This is a genomic window from Streptomyces sp. TSRI0281, assembly GCF_001905125.1.
Lineage (GTDB): Bacteria > Actinomycetota > Actinomycetes > Streptomycetales > Streptomycetaceae > Streptomyces.
This window is the reverse complement of record NZ_LWLE01000037.1, coordinates 63,364-85,845: the sequence shown is the minus strand read 5'-3', so window position 1 is coordinate 85,845 and position 22,482 is coordinate 63,364. Positions and strand designations below refer to the sequence as shown.

18 protein-coding genes and 1 pseudogene are annotated in these 22,482 nt (G+C 71.2%); 9 read left to right on the top strand and 10 right to left on the bottom strand.

Annotation, left to right across the window (positions count from 1 at the left end):
- Positions 1–341: 341 nt before the first annotated feature.
- Together A6A29_RS39340 and A6A29_RS39335 are read right to left on the bottom strand one after the other, a co-directional pair.
- Positions 342–1,214, bottom strand: coding sequence for an alpha/beta fold hydrolase (locus tag A6A29_RS39340; protein WP_073728303.1), 873 nt, complete (start codon positions 1,212–1,214; stop codon positions 342–344).
- A complete protein-coding gene (locus tag A6A29_RS39335; RefSeq protein ID WP_079183222.1) occupies positions 1,211–1,861 on the bottom strand; it encodes a TetR/AcrR family transcriptional regulator in 651 nt (216 codons plus the stop codon). The genes A6A29_RS39340 and A6A29_RS39335 overlap by 4 nt, the downstream gene beginning before the upstream one ends.
- A gap of 47 nt (positions 1,862–1,908) precedes the next feature.
- Here A6A29_RS39335 and A6A29_RS39330 point away from each other — a divergent pair, with 47 nt between their 5' ends.
- Both A6A29_RS39330 and thpR read left to right on the top strand, forming a co-directional pair.
- A complete protein-coding gene (locus A6A29_RS39330) occupies positions 1,909–3,339 on the top strand; it encodes an amidase (protein ID WP_073728875.1) in 1,431 nt (476 codons plus the stop codon).
- A 240-nt stretch (positions 3,340–3,579) separates the two neighbouring features.
- Entirely contained in the window at positions 3,580–4,176 is a 597-nt protein-coding gene (gene thpR, locus A6A29_RS39325) for an RNA 2',3'-cyclic phosphodiesterase (RefSeq protein ID WP_073728299.1), read from the top strand.
- A gap of 53 nt (positions 4,177–4,229) precedes the next feature.
- Here the strand turns inward: thpR and A6A29_RS39320 are convergent, their stop codons facing one another.
- Positions 4,230–4,619, bottom strand: a complete 390-nt coding sequence (locus A6A29_RS39320; protein ID WP_385727732.1) for a MerR family transcriptional regulator — start codon at positions 4,617–4,619, stop codon at positions 4,230–4,232.
- Positions 4,620–5,103: 484 nt separating this feature from the next.
- On the opposite strand from A6A29_RS39320, the gene A6A29_RS39315 reads away from it, so the two are divergent.
- The gene (locus A6A29_RS39315; protein WP_073728873.1) at positions 5,104–6,594 is read left to right on the top strand and encodes a SulP family inorganic anion transporter; all 1,491 of its coding nucleotides are present in this window, start codon (positions 5,104–5,106) and stop codon (positions 6,592–6,594) included.
- 147 nt (positions 6,595–6,741) lie between these two features.
- Here the strand turns inward: A6A29_RS39315 and A6A29_RS39310 are convergent, their stop codons facing one another.
- On the bottom strand, positions 6,742–8,004 hold the full coding sequence (locus A6A29_RS39310) for an MFS transporter (protein ID WP_079183220.1): 1,263 nt from the start codon (positions 8,002–8,004) through the stop codon (positions 6,742–6,744).
- A 121-nt stretch (positions 8,005–8,125) separates the two neighbouring features.
- Here A6A29_RS39310 and A6A29_RS39305 point away from each other — a divergent pair, with 121 nt between their 5' ends.
- Complete coding sequence (locus A6A29_RS39305; protein WP_073728295.1) at positions 8,126–8,722, top strand: TetR/AcrR family transcriptional regulator; 597 nt, start codon at positions 8,126–8,128, stop codon at positions 8,720–8,722.
- A gap of 258 nt (positions 8,723–8,980) precedes the next feature.
- Here the strand turns inward: A6A29_RS39305 and A6A29_RS39300 are convergent, their stop codons facing one another.
- From A6A29_RS39300 to A6A29_RS39290, 3 genes and pseudogenes are all read right to left on the bottom strand, one after another.
- On the bottom strand, positions 8,981–9,412 hold the full coding sequence (locus A6A29_RS39300) for a DUF6083 domain-containing protein (RefSeq protein ID WP_073728293.1): 432 nt from the start codon (positions 9,410–9,412) through the stop codon (positions 8,981–8,983).
- 285 nt (positions 9,413–9,697) lie between these two features.
- Positions 9,698–10,144: a hypothetical protein gene (locus A6A29_RS39295; protein ID WP_073728291.1), complete on the bottom strand. Its 447-nt coding sequence runs from the start codon at positions 10,142–10,144 to the stop codon at positions 9,698–9,700.
- Positions 10,141–10,509: pseudogene (locus tag A6A29_RS39290) on the bottom strand (DUF6973 domain-containing protein); the annotation flags it as partial. The gene A6A29_RS39295 and the pseudogene A6A29_RS39290, both read right to left, overlap by 4 nt.
- Before the next feature lie 322 nt (positions 10,510–10,831).
- On the opposite strand from A6A29_RS39290, the gene A6A29_RS39285 reads away from it, so the two are divergent.
- From A6A29_RS39285 to A6A29_RS39275, 3 genes are all read left to right on the top strand, one after another.
- Positions 10,832–11,242, top strand: a complete 411-nt coding sequence (locus A6A29_RS39285; RefSeq protein ID WP_143197151.1) for a hypothetical protein — start codon at positions 10,832–10,834, stop codon at positions 11,240–11,242.
- A 133-nt stretch (positions 11,243–11,375) separates the two neighbouring features.
- Positions 11,376–12,527, top strand: coding sequence for a PLP-dependent cysteine synthase family protein (locus tag A6A29_RS39280; RefSeq protein WP_073728285.1), 1,152 nt, complete (start codon positions 11,376–11,378; stop codon positions 12,525–12,527).
- Positions 12,524–13,786, top strand: a complete 1,263-nt coding sequence (locus A6A29_RS39275; RefSeq protein WP_073728283.1) for an MFS transporter — start codon at positions 12,524–12,526, stop codon at positions 13,784–13,786. Before A6A29_RS39280 ends, A6A29_RS39275 begins: the two co-directional genes overlap by 4 nt.
- A 120-nt stretch (positions 13,787–13,906) precedes the next feature.
- On the opposite strand, the gene A6A29_RS39270 is transcribed toward A6A29_RS39275, so the two are convergent.
- Positions 13,907–14,290 (bottom strand): winged helix-turn-helix transcriptional regulator, encoded by a 384-nt coding sequence (locus A6A29_RS39270; RefSeq protein WP_073728281.1) that lies wholly within the window; start codon positions 14,288–14,290, stop codon positions 13,907–13,909.
- A gap of 565 nt (positions 14,291–14,855) precedes the next feature.
- On the opposite strand from A6A29_RS39270, the gene A6A29_RS39260 reads away from it, so the two are divergent.
- The gene (locus tag A6A29_RS39260) at positions 14,856–16,874 is read left to right on the top strand and encodes a DUF4139 domain-containing protein (RefSeq protein ID WP_079183219.1); all 2,019 of its coding nucleotides are present in this window, start codon (positions 14,856–14,858) and stop codon (positions 16,872–16,874) included.
- Positions 16,875–16,882: 8 nt separating this feature from the next.
- Positions 16,883–18,445: a mucoidy inhibitor MuiA family protein gene (locus tag A6A29_RS39255; protein WP_073728275.1), complete on the top strand. Its 1,563-nt coding sequence runs from the start codon at positions 16,883–16,885 to the stop codon at positions 18,443–18,445.
- Between the two features lie 51 nt (positions 18,446–18,496).
- Here A6A29_RS39255 and A6A29_RS39250 read toward each other — a convergent pair whose 3' ends face one another.
- Both A6A29_RS39250 and uvrA read right to left on the bottom strand, forming a co-directional pair.
- On the bottom strand, positions 18,497–19,504 hold the full coding sequence (locus A6A29_RS39250) for an RNA polymerase sigma factor (RefSeq protein ID WP_073728273.1): 1,008 nt from the start codon (positions 19,502–19,504) through the stop codon (positions 18,497–18,499).
- On the bottom strand, positions 19,501–22,350 hold the full coding sequence (gene uvrA, locus A6A29_RS39245) for an excinuclease ABC subunit UvrA (protein ID WP_073728271.1): 2,850 nt from the start codon (positions 22,348–22,350) through the stop codon (positions 19,501–19,503). Before uvrA ends, A6A29_RS39250 begins: the two co-directional genes overlap by 4 nt.
- Between the last annotated feature and the right edge of the window lie 132 nt (positions 22,351–22,482).

Genomic DNA, 22,482 nt, shown 5'->3' with positions numbered 1-22,482 from the left:
TTCCGGGCTCCCCGTTCCGGGCTCCCCGTTCCGGGCTCCCCGTTCCGGGAGCCGCGGCTCGACACGGCGGCGCCGCCCGGCAGGAACACGACGGCCGGTCCGCCGCTGCCCGACCGATGGACGAAAACGCGGCGGCCGTCGATCTCCTGGAACCCTCCGATCGGCGGAGTGGGCCGATCCGAGGAAGTGCTGTTGTCCGTCATGCGGCAAGGCTCCAACCTTGACGCGGGGTCAGGGCCAATCCCTTCCGCCGCCGCCCCGAAGTGTGCGGGGCTGTTCATCGCGCTGCCGTGCGGCTGAACGGTCGGGCAGCGGCGGAAGCACACGGTCGTGCGTACCGCTCAGGCGAGTTCCCGCAGGAGCGGATCCGCGTCCATGAGGAGGAAGAGGTGCCCGCCGTCGGGGATCGGGCGAAGCTCGGCGCCGTCGATCTGCGCGTGCGCCCAACGCGCCACGTCGATGGGGACGTTGCCGTCCTTCTCGCCGTGGATGAACACGGTCGGCACCCGGATCGCTCCCAGCGGCTCCGGCAGGGGTCGGGCGTATCCGGCGAGATCGGCCATGGCCGCGTCCATGCCCTGGCGTCGTCCCTCGGTGGTGTCCAGTTCCGAGAACTTCCGGAACTCCGCTTCCTTCATGATCAGTTGGTCGGCGAGTGGCCAGGCGGAGAGGTGCGTCCCGCTGCTTCTCGTGCGCTTGAAGATTCCCGTCCCCGCGAGCATCGGCCGGGCGATCAAGGGGGCCCAGCGCACCAGCCGGTTCAGCCACTTCACGATCGGGATCCGGCGTGCGTACGCCTGACGGGGTGCTCCGGGGACGGCGGCGCACGCGAGGATCAGCTTCGACACCCGCTCGGGGTGCGCCTGGGCGGCGGCCAGGGCGTATCCGCCGCCGCCCGAGATCGCCACGAGCGGTGCCCGTTTGTGGCCGAGGTGGTCGAGCAGGGCCACGAAGTCGTCGTTCCAGCGGTGGAAGCCCCGGCCGGGGACGGGGTCGGTCTCGCCGTATCCGGGGCGGTCCGGGCAGACCAGGTGAAGGCCCGCGTCCGTGGCCGCCCGCCGCAGTGCGATCCCCTCGAAACGGCTGCCCGGGGTGCCGTGGAGCACGATCACGGGCGGGGCGGCGGGGTCCCCGTACGAGCAGTAGGCGATACGGCGCCCGCCGGGGGCCGTCAGGTGGACCGTCTCGGGCAGGTCCTGCAAGGAGGGGGTCATCTCTGTTCCTCGGGCGATACGGGGGCGGCGGCAGCGGCGGCGATTCCGCCGATGACGAAGTCGAGCCCGCAGGTGAACCGGCGGTCGTAGTCGTGGTGGTCCGCGAACACGGACCGGGCCCCGTTCGTGGGCGAGGACCGGTGCGGTTCCGGGGTGCCGCGGCCGAGGCGGATCGCCACATGGCCGGTGACGAAGTCGTGCAGGGCGCCGTACGCGTACGCGGCGGACTCGTCGTCGAGTCCCGCGGAGCGCAGTGCCGCGACGACCCGGTGCGCGGCATCGTCCGCGCCGGGCCCGACGAGGGGGGCACGGCGGTGCGCCTCCAGTACGACGGGATGGCGCATGAGCAGGTCGTGGAGCGAGTGCGCGAACAGCCGGACGACACCGCGCCAGTCGTCCGGCCAGACCACGGACCGGGTCACCTCGCCGACGATTCTGGACACCAGCGCGTGCTGGAGCGCCTCGATGCCACCGGTCGTGCGGTGGATGGCCATCGGCGACACACCGAGCCGTTCGGCCAATGCCCGGAAGGTCACCGCGTCGAGCCCCCGGTCGTCGGCCATCGCGGTCGCCGCATCCAGGACCGCGTCGAGCGTCACCGCCCGGGGGCGGCCGTTCCTCGGAGTACTTGCCTTCTCGCCCACCATGCCCGCATCATATCGATACGCGTAACGAAACATCAATGGGAGCGCCCATGACGGAGTTGCACGACCTCTCGGCTCTTCAACTGGCCACCGCGTACGAGTGCGGAGAAACGAGCCCCACCGAAGTCGTGGACCATCTGCTGGCCCGCATCGAAAGCGGCGACCGGGTGGGCGCCTTCACCACCGTGTCGGCCGACCGGGCCCGCGCGGAGGCGGCCGCGGCCGAACGCACACTGCGCTCGGCCGACCGCGCCGGGCTGCCGCGCCTGTTCGGCGTGCCCACCGCCGTCAAGGATCTGGAGGCGACGGCGGGCGTACGCACCACACTGGGTTCCACGCTCTTCCGCGACTGGGTCCCCGGACACAACGACGAGATCGTCGAGGTCATGACCGACGCCGGGCTGATCAGCCTCGGCAAGACCACCGTTCCGGAGTTCGGGGCGGCCTGCTACAGCGAGCCCGAGGTGTCGGAACCGGCGCGCAGTCCGTTCGACCTCGGCCGCAGCGCGGCCGGCAGCAGCGGCGGGGCGGCGGCCGCGGTCGGCGCGCTGCTGGTTCCGCTCGCGCAGGGGAGCGACACCGCGGGATCCGTGCGTTCCCCCGCGAGCGCCTGCGGTGTGGTCGGGCTCAAGCCCAGCCGAGGGCTCGTCACCGCGGGCCCGGCCGGCTCCGACGCGATGGGGCTCTCCGTGAAGGGTCCGCTCGCCCGCACCGTACGCGACGCGGCCGCGTTCCTCGACGCGCTGACCACCCGTACGGGAGTCGGCACCGTGCATCCGCCCCGCGTCGACAGTTACGAACACGCCTGCGACGCCCCCGTGCCGCGGCTCCGCGTGGCGCTCGCGCAGGGGTCGGTCTCGGGGGCCCGGGTGGACACCGAGGTCGCCGCCGCGGCGGAACTCACCGCCCGGACGCTGGCCGGACTCGGCCATCAGGTGTTCGCCCGGGACCAGGCGCCGGATCCCGAGTTCACCGAGGGGTTCCGGATGATGTTCACCGCGCTGGTCGGGTCCCGGGTCATGGCGTTCGACGAGACGGCCCTGCGCCCGATCGTCCGCCACCTGCGGACCCGCTCGCAGCAGTGCGCCTCGGGCGAACTGGCCGCCGCGATCGGTGTCGTCCAGGCCCGTGCGCGGGTCTGGACGCTCGACTACGCGGACGCCGACATCGTGATCACCCCGACCGTGACCACGCCGCCGCCGCTCATCGGCCAGCTCCGCGACGATGACGATCCGGCAGGGGAACTGGCCGCGATGACCGCCTTCACGGGCAATACCGTCATCGCGAACGCCACCGGGTATCCGACCGTCAGTCTGCCGTTGGGCTGGAGCTCCGAGGGGCTCCCGCTGGGGGTTTCGCTCACGGCCGGGTGGGGCCGCGAGGATCTCCTGTTCGGCGTCTCGGCCGCACTGGAGGCGGCCCTGCCATGGGCCCATCGCTATGGCGACCGGACCGCGGCGCGAACACCGGTGGCGGGCTGAGCGGGAACGCCGAAGGCGGGCGGCTGGCGAACGCCGCCCTCAGGCAGGGACAGGGGCCTCGGTCGTGGCGGGCGCAGGTCCGCACGGGTGGGGGACGCTGTGACGCAAGCCTGGGGCCCGCGCCCGCACCGCCGCCGCCGTACCCGGCCGTCGGTAACCGCATCACGCGCGGGCGCTCCACCGCGTCACTGGGGTGGCCGGTGTGCACACCGGCCACCCGGGTGCGGTACGAAGTGCGGTGTGAACGAACAGACTCAGCCCGCGACCGTTCGCGTGTTCATCGCCCTCGCCCCGCCCGACCACGCGAAAGAAGAATTGGCCCGGGAGCTGCGCCCCGCCTACGACTCGCACCCTGACATGCGGTGGAACCGTATCGAGGACTGGCACATCACCCTGGCCTTCCTCGGGGAGCTACCGGCCGAGACGGTCCCGATCCTGCGCCCGCCTCTCGCCGGCCTCGCAGCGAAGCGCCCCTCACCGTGTCTGGCACTGCGCGGCAGCGGAACCTTCGACGACCGGGTGCTGTGGAGCGGAATCGAGGGAGACCTCGATGAGCTGCACACGCTCGCCGCCGATGTGCGTACCGCGGTCAGGAGCTGCGGTGTCGCCTTCGAGGACCGGCCCCTGCGCCCGCATCTGACGCTGGCCCGTGCCCGCCGAGGAGACCGGTCCTCGGCGGGAGAGATCGCCGAAGGGATCACCGGATTCACCGGCAGCCGATGGCCCGCCGAACGTCTGCACCTGGTCGGCAGCAACGTCGGCCGGAGCCGTGGGCCGATCCACTACCGCGACATCGAGGCTTGGGCCCTCGGCAACGGCAACCTCACAGGACCCTGAGCGAGCCGACCGGGGCCGGCCGACGGGCGACCGCGATGCTCACGCGGATGCCGTCAGAGGGTGGGAGCGCGCCCGAGGCGTTCGCGCAGTGCGGCGGCGAACTCCTCCGCCCGCGCCAGCTGACTGCGGAGCTTCTCCACCTGCTCCGACGCACCCTGCTCGTAGCCGCGGACGCGCTCCAGCAGGGCCTGACGCTCGTCGGCCGTCAGTTCCTCGCCGGAGTCGAGGCGGTCGGTGGCGGCGAGCAGTTCACGCATCTCGTCCAGGGTGAAGCCGAGCGGCTTCATACGGCGGATGACCATCAGACGGGACACGTCGGCCTCGGTGTAGAGCCGGAAGCCGCCCTGCGAGCGGGCGGACGGGGTGACGAGCCCGGTCTCCTCGTAGTGACGGATGGTGCGCAGCGACAGTTCGGTCCGCGTGGCGACCTCCCCGATCTGCATCTGCTCGCTGCTCACGCGGGGACCCGTCTCTCTGTCGGAAGGCCGCAGTAGACCGACGCCGATCTCTACCCTAACGTTAGGGTAGAGTACGTGATCGCAGGGGATCGGCTCCACGCCGTCGCCGCTTCCATGGTGCGGGACGGACCGTTTCCGCGACCCTCAGCCGTGTCGGGGCCGACGATGCCCCCGGCGAAGACCGATACGAGCTGGAGAGCGCGTGCACATTCCCATGACGCCCGGCGCCGCCTGCCCGCCGTGACTCTTCGCCCTGAGCCGTGCCCGGAGTTCTCGCCCGCGCTCGTCGTTGCCCTCTGACTTCAGCCCGCGCCGTACGTGGGCTCCGCGGGATGCCGTGCCGGCCTTCCCGTGTCCTTCCCGCACGCCCAGGATTGCCGGGCGTGCCCGAGCACGGCAGGTACGTCCCTTGTTCACGTCCGCACCGTTCACGTCCGCACCGTCCACGTCCGCACCGTCCACGTCCGCACTGTCCCCGGCCGCGCGGCTGCGCGGCCTGCGCCCCGACTGGCTGTCCGACCCGAAGGTCTGGCGCACCGAGGTCCTGGCGGGCCTGGTGGTCGCGCTCGCGCTGATTCCCGAGGCGATCTCCTTCTCGGTCATCGCCGGTGTCGACCCCGCGATCGGCCTGTTCGCCTCCTTCACGATGGCCGTGACCATTTCCGTCGTCGGCGGCCGGCGGGCGATGATCTCCGCAGCGACCGGTGCCGTCGCCCTGGTCATCGCACCACTCAACCGCGAGCACGGCCTCGGCCACCTGATCGCCGCGGTCATTCTGGCCGGGGTCTTCCAGATCGTCCTCGGCGCGCTCGGCGTCGCGAAGCTGATGCGGTTCGTGCCCCGCAGCGTGATGGTCGGGTTCGTCAACTCCCTCGCCATCCTGATCTTCATGGCCCAGGTCCCCGAGATGCACGGCGTGCCCTGGCCCGTCTACCCGCTGATCGCGGCCGGGCTGGCCCTCATGGTGCTCACCCCGAAGGTCACCAAGGTGATCCCGGCCCCGCTCGCGTCCATCGTCATCCTCACCGCCCTCACGGTCGCCGCCGGGATCGCGGTACCCACCGTCGGCGACAAGGGCGACCTGCCTTCCTCCCTGCCCGTACCGGGACTTCCGGACGTGCCGTTCACCCTGGACACCCTGACGACCATCGCCCCCTACGCCCTGGCCATGGCGCTGGTCGGCCTGATGGAGTCCCTGATGACCGCCAAGCTCGTCGACGACATCACCGACACCCCCTCCTCCAAGACCCGCGAGTCCATCGGCCAGGGCATCGCCAACATCGTCACCGGCTTCTTCGGCGGCATGGGCGGATGCGCCATGATCGGCCAGACGATGATCAACGTGAAGGTGTCCGGCGCCCGTACCCGCTTGTCCACCTTCCTGGCGGGCGCTTTCCTGATGGTGCTGTGCATCGTCTTCGGGCCGGTCGTCTCCGACATGCCCATGGCCGCGCTCGTCGCCGTGATGGTGATGGTGTCCTTCGCGACCTTCGACTGGCACTCCATCGCCCCCAAGACGCTCAAGCGGATGCCGGCGGGCGAGATCGCCGTCATGGCTGTCACCGTCGTCTGCGTGGTCGCCACCGGCAACCTCGCCATCGGCGTCGTCGTCGGCTCCGTCACCGCCATGGTCATCTTCGCCAAGCGGGTCGCCCGCCTCGCCGACGTCACCTCGGCCACCGACCCCGACGGCACCACCGTGGTCTACACCGTGACCGGCGAGCTGTTCTTCGCCTCCTCCAACGACCTCGTCACCCAGTTCCATTACGCCACCGACCCCGACAGGGTCGTCATCGACCTGACCGCCGCCCACATCTGGGACGCCTCCTCCGTCGCCGCCCTCGACGCCATCGAGACCAAGTACGCCCGACGCGGCAGGACAGTGGAGATCATCGGCCTGAACGACCCCAGCGCCGACCTTCACAGCAGGCTCACCGGCGAGCTCACCGGCGGCCACTGAACGACTGCCGGGGGCGGGTCGAGGGTCCTCCGCAGCCGAAGGCGGGCGTGGGACCACGACCGGGACGGTGGCAGGCCGCCTCCGACCTGCCCTCCGAGAGGGGCGGCGGAAGACCGTGCCCAGGCTCCCGCCCCGCCCTGTCGGGTATCAGGCCAGGTCCGGGCCGGACCCGCCCCGGACCTGCCCGGCGCGTCCCGCGCCGAGACCCGCGGCTGCCTGGATCGCGCACACGGCCAGCAGTGTCGCCAGGGGGACGCCCCATCCGCCGCTCGCCTCGTGCAGAAGCCCCGCGCCCAACGGGCCGATCGTGGCGATGAGGAAACCGGTGCCCTGGGCCATCGAGGACAGTGCCGACGTCTCGTCGCCGTTGCCGGTACGCAGCCCGATCAGGCTCAGCGCGACCGCGAATCCGGCTCCCTGCCCGAGCCCCAGGACCACGGAGGCGGCCCACACGCCCGCCGGTGCGGGGGCCAGGACGATGCCGGCGAGACCCACCCCGCTGAGCACCGCCACGAGCACGGCGGGCCCACGCTGGTCGGGCAGTCGGCGGTACACCGCGGGCAGCAGCGCCGCCCCCGCCACACCCACCAGGCTGGTCAGGGACAGCAGGAGGCCGCTCTGCGCCTCGCTGATGCCCCGGTCCTGGGCCATCGTGGGCAGCCAGCCGAACACGACGTACGCCAACAGCGCCTGCGCCGCGAAGAAGACCGTGACCCGCCACGCCGTCGCGTCCCGCCACAGCCGCACGCGCTGCGGCGTCGGTGCGTCGACGGCCCGCGCGTCCGCGCGCACCCCCGGCCACCAGGCCAGGACCGCCGCGATCGACAGGGGGACGGCCACCAGCGCCAGTGCACCGCGCCAGGCCCATCCGGTCGCGTCGGCCAACGGCGGTGCGACCGCCGAACCGCTCGCACCGCCCAGGGTCAGGAACGCCGAGTAGAACGCGGTCACCCCCGCCACCGCGCCCGCGAAGCGCCGCCGGATCAGTCCGGGCAGCAGCACGTTGGCGAGCCCGATCGCCGCGCCGACCAGCACCGTGCCCACGAACAACGCCAACGCTCCCGGGAGCAGCCGCAGCGTCGCGCCTGCGGCGAGCAGGATCAGGCTCGCGAGCACCACGCGCGCCTCGCCGTACCGCCGTCCGAGCACGGGGCCCGCGAACGCGAACACGCCCAGGCACAGGACCGGCAGCGCGGTCAGCGCGCTCACCGCCGCGGCCGACAGGCCCAGGTCGTCGCGGAGGCGGCCGAGCAGCGGGGCGATCGCGGTGACCGGTGCCCGTAGGTCGAGGGCGACCAGGGCGAGCGCGATCAGGGCGCCGATCGCCGGACCGGTTCTCGCCGGTATCGGTACGGGTGAGGTGGGGGCGGTATCGCGGAGCGTCGGGGGACGCGGAGGTGGAGTGGGCATAGCAGGTCCTTCGATGGAGGGAGGCCCGTTCGGGCCGGAGTCACCTCTAAATTGATACAGTACGGACTGTATCAATTCAAAATCCGGTTACAGTCCGTAAGCCGACCGAAAGGACTCACCCGTGCCCCCGCCCCCGCGCACCGCCGGCCGCCAGAAGGATCCGCAGATCGACGCCGCCGTGCGCGCCGCGACGCTCGACCTGCTCGCGGAAGTCGGCTACGCCGACCTCACGATCGGGCAGGTGGCGAAGAACGCCGACGTCTACCGCCCGGCCATCTACCGCCGTTGGCCCTCAAAACAGCACCTGGTCACCGACGCGCTGGCCACGGTCCTGGGCACCACTCCGACGGTGGACAGCGGCGACCTGCGCGCGGACCTGCTCATCGGCATCGGCAGCCTGGTCACCGCGTTCGAGACCACCGTCCTGGGCCCCGTCCTGCCCGCGCTCGTCGCCGACCTCGCCCGCGAACCCGAGCTGCGCGAGAGCTTCCTCGACGACGTCTTCCACGCCCGCCGACGCAGCACCGAGACCGTCCTGCGCACCGCCGCCGCACGCGGCGACATCCGCGAACTCGACCGGGCCGAGATGGAATTCACCCTCGACGCGCTCGCGGCACCGGTCTACTACCGGGCCCTCTTCCGGCACGCCCCACTGGACGCCGCCCTGGTCGAACGTACCGTCGACCTCGTCCTGGCCGGCCTGCGGAACGGCGACTGAGCGTCACGCCGTACCGAAGAACGCGACTGCGCCCGGACGCCATGACGGCCGACGGAGGGCGAGGCGGATCCGCGGGCGTCAGGCTGCGCCGATGGACGGTCACGGCGTGATCGTGATGGCTGTCGGGACAGCCGTCGCGGTGGCGGAACTCCCTTACGACAGGTGGTCGAACTGCCATTCCGGGGGCGGGCCTTGAGAGCCGGTCACCGGCTGGTGAACCCCGCCGCAGGTCGCCCGGGCGGGCAGCCGGTGCGCCCGTCAGCCGGTGTCCGGGATATCCCGGTCGTCCGGGAGGTCGAACAGGCGCTGTGCCCGTCGCTCGTTCTCCTGCCGGAGCGCGGCTCTCCAGGGCCAAGGGTCCTCGGGCTTGAGGTAGGGGCAGACCACACGGTGCGCGATGCGGCATTGGGTTCCGGGGAGGGGCTCGGCGTCCCACAGGTTCATCGCGGCCCCGTCCGAAGTGATGATCCAGCGCCGGTGCGGGGGCACGGTGTGGGCGGGGACGATGACGCGCGGTTCGAGGAGGACCCAGTGGCCCTCGTAGTGGGTGGCGTAGCGGTCCTGGCGAAGGTCGCAGAACGGGCAGTCGGGCGGGGCGGGCGGCCGTGGGGCGGTGGCGCCTTCGAGGAGGGCCTGGAACGCGTTGTCGGTACTGTCCGGGCCTGGTGTGATGTTTCCGGAATCCCCCATGTTTTCAGGGTCCGGACGGGTTGCCGGGGCGGGTAGGGCGCGATCCGGCCGTGCCGGGCGGGGGAGGGGCTGCCCGGTGGGCCGCGGGGCGCCCTGTGAGGTGCGGGGTGACTCACCCGTACCGAACTGTCGGGCCGAACCCGTATACGCGATGGCCGGCACGGCGCATGCGCGAAGGCACGTGGCAGAGGTCCCGTCTGCCCCTTCGGGGGTGCAGGCGGGACCTCTTGGGCTGCCACGGGGAGGACTCTCCCCGTAGCACTGTTGGTGGCTGCCTCGGTGTGCTCAGCCCTGTGTCGCGGGCCTGAGGCTGCGGAGATGCCTTTGGACTTCGCCGACGCAGGTCAGCGTGATGGCCATGCTGACGACGATGGCCAGTGCGGCGATCAGAGTGTCCGGGCCGAAGGATTCCTGAAGGGCCGTGTTCAGGAAGGCCACTGCGAGGGCGATCTCGCCGAGCCCGAGCGCCCCGAGCCATGCCGCTCGGGCGGTGGGCGGAGCCCAGGCCTGAACCCTCCTCCAGCCCAGCAGCGCCGCCCCTCCTCCCATGGCCAGCACCGTCAGGATCAGGAGCCCGGTGAACAGGGCGTCACCTGTGGGGGACGGCGCGGTGTGATCGAGTTCGGCGGTGTCCGGTCCGGACAGGGCGAACAGCAGCCCCACGAGGACGATGTAGGCGATCTGCGCGATCAGCAGTGCCGGCGCGACCCGCTGGTGCAGAAGGCGGTTCATGCGTTGCTCCTTACAAGCTTCTTGTTCTTGATGATCCAGAGCTTGCCCTTCGACATATAGCTCCCGCAGGCGCTGCGGGACTTGCTGGATGCCTTCGCCTTGGGGTTGTTGCTCTTGTAGCTCCGTCCGATGGCGCGGCCGATCTTGTTGTTCCGGAGGTCCATCTCCTTGTCGTTGTCCTTGGACTGCGACTCGTGGCGGGTGGCGACCTCGTAGGCGGTTTCGTGGTTGACGAAGATCTCCATCATCGCGTTCCAGTAGCAGTGCCGGAAGGCGTCGCCGGTGCCCTGGTACAGGGTCTTGTCCGCGTAGTACTTCTTGGCGTAGTGGACCGCCACCGAGGCCTGGTCACGGGCCTTGGAGCAGTCATAGGGGTTGAGTCAGCAGTAGCGCTTCTCCGACGGGGTCATCCCGTAGCCGGAGGCGCTGGGATCCAGGAGGACCGGGTAGTGCACGGTCTGACCATGTGCTCGACAATGAGGTTAAATTGAACAAGGGTTGACAAATTATGCCGAACCGTGGATGGCTGATTTCGCTCCGGCCGTTTCTGCGCGGGCGGAGTCCGGCACTCAGTGGTGCGGGGGTCCCGTCCGTGGAGGCGGGGACCGGCCGCCCCGCGGCCTAACGAGCACTTTATGTAATGACTCCAATACCCTGTGTGCTGTGTTGGTGGGAGCGGGTCCTCGTGTGCCCCGGACTGTGCCGCGGCTGCTGGTGCTGATCACGGTGCTGGCCGGGCTGCTGCATGTGCTCGGCTGTGCCCACGGTCCGCAGGCCGCCGGGATGCCCCGTACCGACACGGTGGCCGCCGTCGCGGCCACCACCTCGCCGAGCGTTCATCCCGCCGGGGTGTCCGTCGCCGCCGCCGCGGCACTGTGTGACCACGGGGCCGCGGTGGAGTGCACCGGGGTGGATGAGCCCGCCGAGGCCGGCCCTCGGGCGGATCTGCCCCCGCCCCCGGCGGCCGACGACCGGCTCCTCCCGGGCGAGGGTGCCTGGTGGCAGGCCGCGAAGAGCCGGGCGCGGTGGTGCGAAGGCGGTGCCCACCCTGCAGAGCACAGCCGTGCGCGCGCCGAACTCGGGGTGTGGCGGACCTGAGCGGACCGCGCCGCCGGCCGCGCCCGTGACATCGCGCGCCCGGTGACGTCATCGTCCCCAGCGGTTCCGTCCACGAACACCCCGGCCCGCCCCGCCCTGACGGGGCGCTGCGGTCCGGCAGGAGACCAGCGCGATGAACTCATCCCTCGTTCCCCCTTCCGTCCTGTCCCCGGCCCAGATGCTGTCCGGAGCCACACGCCGCGCCCACACCCCGGCCGCTCTGGTCGGTGACACCCCCGTGCTGTGGGTCGGTGAGCCCTTCTCCAGCGCAGGGCGCGGATTCTGGGCCAAACTCGAAGGCCACAACCCCGGCGGCATCAAGGACCGCACCGCCCTCTTCATGGTGGAGCGGGCCCGTGAGCGTGGCGATCTGCTGCCCGGCGCACGGATCGTGGAGTCCACCTCCGGCACATTGGGCCTCGGGCTCGCGCTGGCCGGGATCGTCTTCGGCCACCCCGTCACCGTGGTCACCGACCCCGGCATGGAGCCCTTGGTGTCGGGCCTGCTCGCCGCCTACGGCGCCGATGTGCAGACCGTCACGGAGCCGCATCCCGTCGGGGGCTGGCAGCAGGCCCGACGTGAGCGTGTCGGTGAACTCCTCGCGGTCCACCGGGATGCGTGGTGTCCGGATCAGTACCACAACCCCGACAACGTGACCGCGTACGTGGGCCTTGCCCAGGAGCTCGTCGCCCAGCTCGGGCGGATCGACGCCCTGGTGGTCAGCGTGGGTACCGGTGGACACTCCGCCGGCATCGCCTCGGTCCTGCGAGGATTCTTCCCCGCCCTGAAGGTGGTGGCCGTCGATACCTGCGGTTCCACGATCTTCGGCCAGGAAGCCGCACCACGGCTGATGCGGGGCTTGGGGAGCAGCATCTATCCGCGCAACGTCGACTACACCCTGTTCGACGAGGTCCACTGGGTTGCGGCCGGTGAAGCGGTGTGGGCGGCACGGGCGTTGGCCCGCTCCCGGTACGCCACCGGCGGGTGGAGCGTGGGCGCGGTCGCCCTGGTCGCCCGGCATCTCGCCACCACACTCCCGGCCGAGGCCCGGATCGCGGCCGTGTTCCCCGACGGCCCGCACCGCTACGCCGGTACGGTCTTCGACGACGCCTGGTGCCGGGAACGCCGACTGCTGGGATGCGAACCTGCCGCTGCCCCGGACCGGATCGCCCACCCCGGCGAGCGGGTCGTCACACGGTGGACGACGTGCGAAACCGTCCTGGACCCCGCTCCGGCCCCGGCCTGCAATACGGGAGCGGCGAGCCTGGCGGGAGCGGGGCGATGAAGACGCTGTGGACGTCCACCCTGGGCTTCCCGCCCGCGGTACGGCTGTTGATGGTCAATCAGTTCGCCATCAATCTCGCCTTCTACATGCTCATGCCCTACCTCGCCGCGCACCTCGCCGGTGAACTCGGCCTGGCCGCGTGGGCGGTCGGCCTGGTGCTGGGGGTACGCAACTTCTCCCAGCAGGGCATGTTCCTCATCGGCGGCACGATCGCCGACCGCTACGGCTACAAAGTCCCGATCATGGCCGGGTGCGTGCTGCGGACGGGTGGGTTCGCCCTGCTCGGTGTCGTGGACAGCCTGCCCGTTCTCGTGATCGCCTCGGCGGCCACCGGTTTCGCCGGCGCCCTGTTCAACCCGGCCGTGCGCGCCTACCTCGCGGCCGGGGCGGGGGAGCGGCGGGTGGAGGCGTTCGCGACGTTCAACGTCTACTACCAGGCCGGGATGCTGCTGGGCCCGCTGGTCGGCCTCGCCCTGCTGGCGGCCGACTTCCGCCTGGTGTGCATGGTGGCCGCGGGCATCTTCGCCGCCCTGACCGTTCTGCAGGGCCGGGCCCTGCCCGCACGCCGCGCCGCCGACAGCGGCCGGCCGGGGAGCGGGGTGCTGGCACAGTGGCGCACGGTGGTGGCCAACCGGCCGTTCCTGCTGTTCTCGTGCGCGATGATCGGCTCCTACGTGCTGACCTTCCAGGTCTACCTCGCGCTGCCGCTTGCCGCCGGCGACGCGTTCGGGGCAGCGGGAACGAAGGCCACCAGCCTGCTGTTCGTCCTGTCCGCAGCGGTGGCCGTCGCCGGGCAACTGCGGCTGACCGGCTGGGTGACATCACGCTTCAGAGGCGAACAGGCCCTCGTACGCGGGCTCGCCCTGATGGGCGTGGCCTTCGTGCCGCTCGCCCTGACGGCGGCGAACGGCACAGCCGTACCGGACGCCATGACGCTGGCCGCGCTGGCGGTCGCCGTGATCGCCCTGTCGGCCGGCAGCGCGGTCGTCTACCCCTTCGAGATGGACACCGTCGTCTCCCTGTCCGGCAACCGCCTCGTCGCCACCCACTACGGCCTCTACAACACCGTGTCGGGCATCGGGATCACCCTGGGCAACCTGGCCACCGGCGCCCTGTGGGACTACGCCCAGCAGCACCGGGCACTGTGGCTGGTGTGGACCGTTCTGACGCTGACCGGCGCCGGCTGCGCGGGCGCGGTCCTCGCACTGGCCCGCGCCGGGCGGCTCACAGCACCAGCACCCCGGCCCGCTCCCGCCTGACCGCGACAGCCGACCGGCGGGGCGGGGTCCAGCGCCGTTCGTGCGGGGCTCCGCCCGGCCGCCGGAGCGAACCTGCGATTGATCAAGGAAGCACGGAACGGGCGCGTGGCGTTGCGTCCTTCAGGCGTCGAAGCGACCGCGCGAGTCCTCGATGTGACCGAGGTACTGGCGGGTCCAGCCGCACATGGCGTCCACCGTGGCGCGCAGGGCCCGGCCCGGCTCGGTGAGTGTGTACTCGACCCGCGGCGGCACGGTGGGATACACCTTCCGGTCGGCCAGGCCGTTGCGCTCCAGCATGCGCAGGTTCTGGGTGAGCATCTTGTGGCTGATGCCCTCGACCTCGTTCCGCAGTTCGCTGAAGCGCAGGGTGCGCTCCCCGAGCGCCTCGATGATCAGGAGCGCCCACTTGTTGGCGACGTCCGAGAAGATCTCCCGTGCCAGGGAGTCCGCGCGCCTCAGGTCTGCGTCCTCGGGCAAATCTTCGAGTATCTGCTTGGTCACCATCAGGTTCCTCAATCACCGAAAAGTGCGTCTTCCAGGTCGGCCCAGACTCTCCTGGAGTTTCCGAGTAACCACAAGAGAGCGACGCGGAGGCGATCACGATGGCCACGATCGATGTCTTCCACACAACGTGCCGGCCGAGAGCGAATGCGGCTACTCGCAGGCGATCAGGTCCGGTGAGCCGGTCCACATCTCGTGATGATCATGGGCGGTGAAGGGGCCGCAAAGACGTCCCCGTTCACAGGACCAGGCCCGCTCCGGCGACAGATTCACCCCGTTCCTCGACGTCCGGTGGCCGGTGGCCGTCGCCACGTCCCTGACCTCACTCCGTAGAGCCCCACCCGGCACCCGGCAAACGCCCGCCCTCCTCGGGGCGTTGGGCATTCGCAGGAGGCCGTGAAAGGGCTGCTGAGCCAACAGGCCCTCCTGGACGCCATCCCCCTGACTCCACGCGGACGCGCAGACCGTCCGGGCGTAGGCTTCGCTCAGCATGCACGCGACAGGGGGCGGGGCGGAGCACATGACGGCTGATTCGGCACAGAGGTGGGGATCGACCCTCGATTCGGTCATGGTGTACGCGCAGGGCGCGGTCTGCCGACGCCTGGCCCGGGGGAGCGTGTCGCCCGACGGCCGGGTGCGGGTGACGGGACTGCCCCGCTCGCTGGACCCGGGTTCGCTGCGGGCCCGGGTCCTGGGCCCGCCCGGTGTGCGCGTCACCGAGGCGCGGGTGGAAGTCGAGGCCGAGCCGCGCTGCACGGGCACGCCCGACGAGCTGCGGCGCGCGTTCGAGCGGCTGAGCGACGCGTACGCGGCGGCCCAAGGACACCGGGACCGACAGCTGAACCTGATCGAGGAGGTCAGGGCCCTCCACCCGGTCGCACCTGCCCGCAGGCGCGAGGATCTGTACCGCAGCACCCCGGTAGACGCGTGGCTGGAGCTCGCCGCATTCGTCGATGAGCGGCTGACGGGACTCCACAACCGCCTCGTCGAAGCGGAGGAGGCCCTGCGCAATGTCGAGCACGACCTCAGCGTCGCCGCCGACAGGCTCGACCGCGCCACCACCGACGCGCCGTCAGCGCATGTGGAGACCGCGGTCTGCGCGGTCCTGACCCTCGACGGCACCGGCGATGCGGAGGTGGAACTGGAGCTGGAGTACGGGGTGCCGGGCGCCGTCTGGGTGCCGGCCTACCGTCTTGCCTACCGTCAGGGCGACGGCAGCGGCCGTCTGGTGCTGCGAGCCTCCGTCGCCCAGCGGACCGGCGAGGACTGGACCGGCGTGCGCATCGCCCTGGCCACCGCCGATCTTCGGCGCCGCACCGATCTGCCGAGGCTTCGGTCGATCCGGATCGGACGAAGCCAGCCGGTCCCCACGCCTCCTGGCTGGCGCGAGCCACCGGCCGGGCTGGCCGACCTGTTCTCCGGGTACGACGCGGCAGGCGCTGCCCCGGCCACGACCGCCGGACCCGTCGCTGTCGGGGCCGGCTTCGCGTCCGCGAGCGCCGCGGGAGGCTCCGCGTCCGATCCCGTTGCACCAGCGTCGGGGTACGGCGGTCCATCGGTACCCCAGGGCTTCGGCGCTGCCCCGGAAGCCTTCGGTGGCGCCGTGCCCGCCCTCGTGCCTCCGGCCGGGGCGCCGCCGGGCAACAGGCCGCGTACCGGCGGCAGGCCCTTCGCGGGTGCCCCCGCCCCCATGGCTCCCGCGGCTTCCGGCCGGTCCGCGCCGCCGCCCCCTCCGGCACCCGCAGCCGGTCCGCCGCAGCCGAGCGGCGCCGAGCTCGACTACGCCGCCCTTGCGCTGTGCGGCCCCGACGACCAGGGCGGTCGCAGAGGACGGCTGTTTCCGGACTCCCCCTTCGACCCGGTGGCGGCCGAGTACCGCCGCCGCGCCGAAGCGGTGTCCGCGCTGCCGCTGCCCGGACAGGCGGTGCGCCCCCGCGAATCGGCAGGGTCCTTCGACCACCGCTTCGATGCCACCGCCCGCGCCGACATTCCGTCGGACGGCACCTGGCACACCGTCACCGTCGGCGAGATCCCGGTCGGTCTGCGTACCGAGTACCTCTGCGTGCCATCCGTGGAGCAGACCGTGTTCGCGACATTGGTGCTCTCCAACGCCACCGACCAGGCACTGCTGGCCGGGCCGGTGGAGGTCACCGTCGACGACGACTTCCTGCTGACCGCCGCACTGCCCACGCTTGCCCCCGGCGGTGTCCGCCGGGTGGGGCTCGGGCCGGCCGAGGGCATCCGGGTCACCCGCCGTACGAACCTGCACGAGTCGACCTCGGGCCTGCGCAACAACACCACCGTGCTCGACCACCGTGTCCATGTGGAACTGGCCAATCGGCTCGCGAGGCCCGTCACCGTGGAAGTCCGCGAGCGGGTCCCGGTCACCTCGGAACCGGACGTACGGATAGAGGAACGGGCCGACTGGACGGCACCCGACGAAGGCACGGGGCCCGATCGGCATGCGCCGGGCACCCGCGTCTGGCGACGGGACCTGCCCGCTGGCGCCACCGCCGCCTTCGACGGCGGCTACGAGATCCGCATCCCGACCGGCAAGGCCCTGGCCGGCGGCAACCGCAGGAGCTGACACACACCATGTCCACGGCCCCCAAGCCGATCGCCCTCCCCGTCACCGCCGTCACGTGCCTCGAAGACCGGGCCCACATCGAGCGCACCGCCGTGCTCGACCTGGAGGCCGGGGTCCAGCGGCTGCGTCTCGGGCCGGTCAGTGCGCTGGCCGTCGACCGGACCCTCCATGCCGAACTGACCGCCGATCACCCCGCGACCGTGCTCGACGTGCGGATCGTCCGCAGCTGGACACCGCGCGGGCCGCTGCCCTCCGCCGACGACGACTCCGCCCTGCGCCGGCGCGTACACACCCTCGAAGAGGAGCGGCTGACCCTGGGACAGCGGCACGACCGGCTGAAGGCCCGCCTCGACCTGCTCGGCCGCCTCGCCGCCGATCTGCTGCGGGAGATCGGCGAAGGAGCCGGCTCCGGGGAGAGCGACCGGACACGCTGGTCCCGCGAACTGGACCGGGTGGACGAGGAGCGCGAGACGTACGGCGAGCAACTCCGCGGCGCAGAAGCCCGGCTGGCCGCCGTGAGCGCCGAACTCGGTGAAGCCGAGCGGGTCATGCACCTCTCGGAGGAGGAGCCCGCCGAGTTGGTCGGCCATGTCGAGCTGACCGTGGAGGCGGCGGTCGCCGGGCCGGCCGGGCTGCGCCTGAGCCACCTCACTCCGTGCGGGTTGTGGCGGCCCGCCTACCGGGCCGTGCTCGACGGGGGCTCCCTGACGCTGGAGACCGATGCGATGATCTGGCAGCGCACCGGTGAGGACTGGTCGGACGTACGGCTGACGCTGTCGACGGCCCGCTCGGCGCTGGCCACCGATCCGCCACAGCTGGACGAGGACCGGCTGACGCTCACGGACCGCTCCGCGGCGGAGCGCCGCACCGTCGACGTCGAACTGCGCGAGGAGGAGATCGGGGCCCTCGGCCCGGCCCCGGTGCTCGGCCTGCCGGGGGTGGACGACGGCGGCGAGGCACGGGTGCTGAGACCCCCCGCGCCGGTCTCGGTGCCCGGTGACGGCCGCGCCCACCGCGTGGCGCTCTCCGCGTACACCACGGCCGCGCCCAGTGAGTACGCATGCTCACCGGAGTTGTCCCCCCTGGTCACCCAGGTGGTGCGGTTCGACAACCTGTCCGGCCACGCGCTGCTCGCCGGGCCCGTGGACCTGGTCCGAGGCACCGGCTTCGGCGGCCGCGGCACGCTGGACTTCACCGCCCCCGGCGCCCCCGTCGAGCTGGCCTTCGGCAGCTGCGACGACTACAGGGTGGTCCGGCAGGCCGAGGAGTCCCGCGACTCCGTCGGCATCAGCCAGCGGACCGTGGTCACCCGCACGGTGCGGCTGCACCTGTCCCGGTTCTCCGCCCCCGGGGAGCACGACGAGCGAGTGGTCGCCCTGCGGGAGCGGATCCCGGTCTCCGAGGTCTCGGCGGTGGACGTACGTCTGCACAAGGACGCGTGCGCCCCGGCACCCGACGTGGTCGACGCCGAAGGCATCGCCCGCTGGGACGTCACCCTCCCGCCGGGCAGCCGCCGCACGGTCACCCTGGTCTACGAGCTGTCGGCGAGCGCGAAGGTCACCGGACTCTGAGTTCGGTGACCTTCGCACGTCTGCTGGGCGGACATGGGTCCGGCTGCGTGGTCACTCGTTGTCGAGGTACTCCCGCAGTGCGTGCGAGCGGGAGGGGTGGCGCAGCTTGCTCATGGTTCTGGACTCGATCTGGCGGATGCGTTCACGGGTCACGCCGTAGACCCGCCCGATCTCCTCCAGGGTCCGGGGAGGGCCGCCGAGGAGGCCGTAGCGCAGGGCGATGATGCCCGCTTCGCGCGGGGTCATGTCCGCCAGCACGGTCTGGAGCGTCCGCCGGAGGAAGCCGAAGGCGACCACGTCCCAGGGGGAGGGCGAGTCACTGTCCACGATGAGGTCGCCGAACGCGGTGTCCCCGCCCTCGGACACGCTGAATTCCAGTGAGATGGGTTCCCTGGCGTAGGCGTCGAGTTCGGTCAGCCGTTCCACCGAGATCTCCGCTTTCTCGGCCAGCTCCTGAGCGGTGGGCTCGGCCCCGAGATCGCGGATCAGCTCGCGGCGGACCCGCGCCACGCGGTTGATGACCTCGACGGCGTGTACGGGGATGCGGATGGTGCGGCTCTGATCGGCCATGGCGCGGCTGACCGCCTGTTTGATCCACCAGGTCGCGTACGTGGAGAACTTGAAGCCCTTGGCGTAGTCGAACTTCTCCACGGCCCTGATCAGCCCGGCGTTGCCTTCCTGGATCAGGTCCAGGAAGTGCAGTCCGCGGCCGGTGTAGCGCTTGGCAACGGCGACCACCAGGCGCAGGTTGGCCTCGGTGAAGTGCCTTTTCGCGTGGCGGCCGTCCTCGGCGAGGAAGGTCAGCTCCCGGCGGTAGCGCGGGTCCGGTTCCGGCTCTTCGGCGAGGAGCTGTTCGGCGTACAGGCCGGCTTCTATGCGCTTGGCCAGTTCCACCTCCTGCTCGGCGGTCAGCAGCCGGAACTTGGAGATGAGCCGCAGATAGTCCTTCACCGGGTCGACCGAGGCGCCTCCGGTGGAGAGCCGGGGGGCGGGCGCATCGCTCTCGTCCTGCTCGGCGAGCAGGAGAACGTCGGGGTCCTGTACGTCTGCGGCGCTCATCGGGACTCCAGGAGGGAGTTCAGGTACCGGCCGGTGTGTGACCGGGGCTCGGCCGCGGCCTGCTCGGGGGTGCCTTCGGCGATGACCTCGCCGCCCCGCTGTCCGCCTTCCGGTCCCATGTCGATGACCCAGTCGGCCGTCTTGATCACATCGAGGTTGTGCTCGATGACGACGACCGTGTTGCCGCCGTCGACCAGGCGTTGCAGTGCCGTCAGCAGCCGGGCGACATCGGCGGTGTGCAGGCCGGTGGTGGGTTCGTCCAGGATGTAGAGGGTGCGGCCGCGGGTGCGGCGCTGGAGTTCGGCGGCGAGCTTGACACGCTGGGCTTCGCCGCCGGACAGGGTGGTGGCGGCCTGGCCGAGCTTCACGTAGCCGAGTCCGACATCGTCCATGGTCCGCAGGTGCCGGGAGATGATCCGGTGGCCGTCGAAGAAGTCCAGGCTCTCGGCGACGGTCATGGCGAGGACGTCCGCGATGGACTTTCCCTTGTAGCGCACTTCGAGGGTCTCCCGGTTGTACTGGGCGCCCTGGCACACCTCGCAGGGGACGTGGACATCCGGGAGGAAGTTCATCTCCACCTTGATGGTGCCGTCGCCGTAGCAGTGTTCGCAGCGGCCCCCCTTGATGTTGAAGGAGAACCGGCCGGGCCGGTAGCCGCGTGCCTTGGCCTCCCGGGTCCGGGCGAACAGCGTGCGCAGGTGGTCGAGGACGCCCGTGTACGTGGCCGGGTTGGAGCGGGGGCTGCGGCCGATGGGTGCCTGGTCGACCTGGACGACCTTGTCGATGTGCTCGGTGCCGGTGATGGAGCGGTGCCGGCCGGGCACCTTGTGGGCTCGGTGGAGGCGCTGGGCCAGGGCGGTGTGCAGGATGTCGTTGACCAGGGTCGACTTGCCGGAGCCGGACACACCGGTGACCGCGGTGAACAAGCCGAGCGGGAACGACACCGTCACGTCACGCAGGTTGTGCTCGCACGCCTGGTGCACGGTGAGCGAGTGGCCGCTCCTCGGCTTCCTGCGCTGCGCGGGCAGGGGGATCGTCCGGCGTCCGGAGAGGTAGGCGCCGGTCAGGGACTCGGGGTGCTCGGCCAGTTCCCGCACGGTCCCCGAGCAGACGATCCGGCCGCCGTGCGTACCGGCGCCGGGACCGAAGTCGACGACCCAGTCGGCGACCCGCAGCGTCTCCTCGTCGTGCTCGACGACGATCACCGTGTTGCCCCGGTCGCGCAGCCGCCGCAATGTCTCGATGAGCCGCTGGTTGTCGCGCTGGTGCAGCCCGATCGACGGCTCGTCCAGGACGCACAGCACACCGGTCAGTCCCGTACCGATCTGCGTCGCCAGCCGGATGCGCTGAGCCTCCCCGCCGGAGAGGGAGGCGGCGGGCCTGTCGAGGGAGAGGTAGTCGAGTCCCACGTCGAGCAGGAACCGCAGTCGCTCGCCGGTCTCGGTGAGCACCGCGTCGGCGATGCGCCACTCACTGTCCGTCAGAGTCAACATCCGCACAAATTCCACGAGTTCACCGAGAGGCAGCGCGGCGGCCTGTGCGATGCTGAGCCCGCCGACCGTGACCGCCAGGACGGCGGGGGCGAGCCGGGCGCCCCCGCAGTCCGCGCACGGCACCTCGCGCATGTACCCGGCGAAACGGGTCCGGCCGGCCGTGGACTCGGTGCCCTCCGCGTGGCGGCGCTCGATGTGCGGGATCACTCCTTCGAAGCGGGACAGGTACGAGCGCTCGCGGCCGAACCGGTTCCGGAATGTGAGGTGCAATCGCCGGTCCGCCCCGTGCAGCACCATCATCCGTACGTCGTTGGGTAGTTCATTCCAAGGGGTGCGGGTACTGAAGCCGGCATCGGCGGCCAGGGCTTCCAGCAGACGGGTGAAGTATTCGGCACCGCTGGTGTGGGCCCATGGGGCGATCGCGCCCTCGGCCGGCGACTTGGTGCCGTCCGGAACGACAAGCGCCGGGTCGACCTCCAGACGGGACCCCAGGCCGGTGCAGGTGGGGCAGGCTCCCCAGGGCGCGTTGAAGGAGAACAGCCGGGGCTCCAGCGACTCCAGACCGATGTCGTGCGAGCGCGGGCAGGACATCTCCTCGGAAAAGATCAACTCCCGTTCGGCACTGCCGGGTTCCCGGTCCACGAACTCGACCCGGACGACACCCCCTCCGAGCCCCAGCGCGGTCTCCACCGACTCCGTCAGCCGCTGCCGGATACCCGGCTTCACGGCCTGCCGGTCCACGACCACGTCGATGGAGTGCTTCTTGCGCTTGTCCAGCGCGGGCGGTGCGGACAGCGACAGAACCCTGCCGTCGACCCGGACCCGGCTGAATCCATCGGCGGTCAGCTGCCGGAAGACCTCGGTGTGTTCGCCCTTGCGGTCGCGGACGACCGGGGCGAGGACCTGGAAGCGGGTCCCCCGACTCTCGCCCAGCAACAGGTCGACGATGCGTTGCGGCGTCTGCCGGCCGGCTGGTTCGCCGCACTCGGGGCAGTGCGGGTGGCCGATCCTGGCGTACAGCAGGCGCAGATGGTCGTAGACCTCGGTGACGGTGCCGACCGTGGAGCGCGGATTGCGGCTGGACGTCTTCTGGCCGATGGCGATCGCGGGCGACAGCCCCTCGATGGCGTCGACCTCGGGCTTGTCGAGCTGTCCGAGGAACTGGCGCGCATAGGAAGAAAGAGATTCGATGTAACGCCGCTGTCCCTCGGCGAATATCGTGTCGAATGCCAGACTTGACTTTCCGGATCCGGACACGCCGGTGAATACGATCAACGCGTCCCGAGGCAATTCGACGGACACGTCACGAAGGTTGTTCTGACGGGCACCCTTGACAACGAGCCGATTTCTCACTTCATGAACCTCGGGTGGTGTGGAGAGCGGGCCGAAATTAACGGTAACACCACGCCATCGCTGGTCAACGCCGCTCCTGAGCACCTTTTCGCTACGGGAAATATCACTCTTGACGCGAAAGTGTTCCGTGTG

What these genes read in the sequence shown, in the direction of transcription:
- A6A29_RS39340 (WP_073728303.1), bottom strand. Translation starts at nt 1,214, where the DNA reads ATGACCCCCTCCTTGCAGGACCTGCCCGAGACGGTCCACCTGACGGCC.
- A6A29_RS39335 (WP_079183222.1), bottom strand. Translation starts at nt 1,861, where the DNA reads ATGGTGGGCGAGAAGGCAAGTACTCCGAGGAACGGCCGCCCCCGGGCG.
- A6A29_RS39330 (WP_073728875.1), top strand. Translation starts at nt 1,909, where the DNA reads ATGACGGAGTTGCACGACCTCTCGGCTCTTCAACTGGCCACCGCGTAC.
- A6A29_RS39320 (WP_385727732.1), bottom strand. Translation starts at nt 4,619, where the DNA reads ATGCAGATCGGGGAGGTCGCCACGCGGACCGAACTGTCGCTGCGCACC.
- A6A29_RS39310 (WP_079183220.1), bottom strand. Translation starts at nt 8,004, where the DNA reads ATGCCCACTCCACCTCCGCGTCCCCCGACGCTCCGCGATACCGCCCCC.
- A6A29_RS39300 (WP_073728293.1), bottom strand. Translation starts at nt 9,412, where the DNA reads ATGGGGGATTCCGGAAACATCACACCAGGCCCGGACAGTACCGACAAC.
- A6A29_RS39295 (WP_073728291.1), bottom strand. Translation starts at nt 10,144, where the DNA reads ATGAACCGCCTTCTGCACCAGCGGGTCGCGCCGGCACTGCTGATCGCG.
- A6A29_RS39280 (WP_073728285.1), top strand. Translation starts at nt 11,376, where the DNA reads ATGAACTCATCCCTCGTTCCCCCTTCCGTCCTGTCCCCGGCCCAGATG.
- A6A29_RS39275 (WP_073728283.1), top strand. Translation starts at nt 12,524, where the DNA reads ATGAAGACGCTGTGGACGTCCACCCTGGGCTTCCCGCCCGCGGTACGG.
- A6A29_RS39270 (WP_073728281.1), bottom strand. Translation starts at nt 14,290, where the DNA reads ATGGTGACCAAGCAGATACTCGAAGATTTGCCCGAGGACGCAGACCTG.
- A6A29_RS39260 (WP_079183219.1), top strand. Translation starts at nt 14,856, where the DNA reads ATGGTGTACGCGCAGGGCGCGGTCTGCCGACGCCTGGCCCGGGGGAGC.
- A6A29_RS39255 (WP_073728275.1), top strand. Translation starts at nt 16,883, where the DNA reads ATGTCCACGGCCCCCAAGCCGATCGCCCTCCCCGTCACCGCCGTCACG.
- A6A29_RS39250 (WP_073728273.1), bottom strand. Translation starts at nt 19,504, where the DNA reads ATGAGCGCCGCAGACGTACAGGACCCCGACGTTCTCCTGCTCGCCGAG.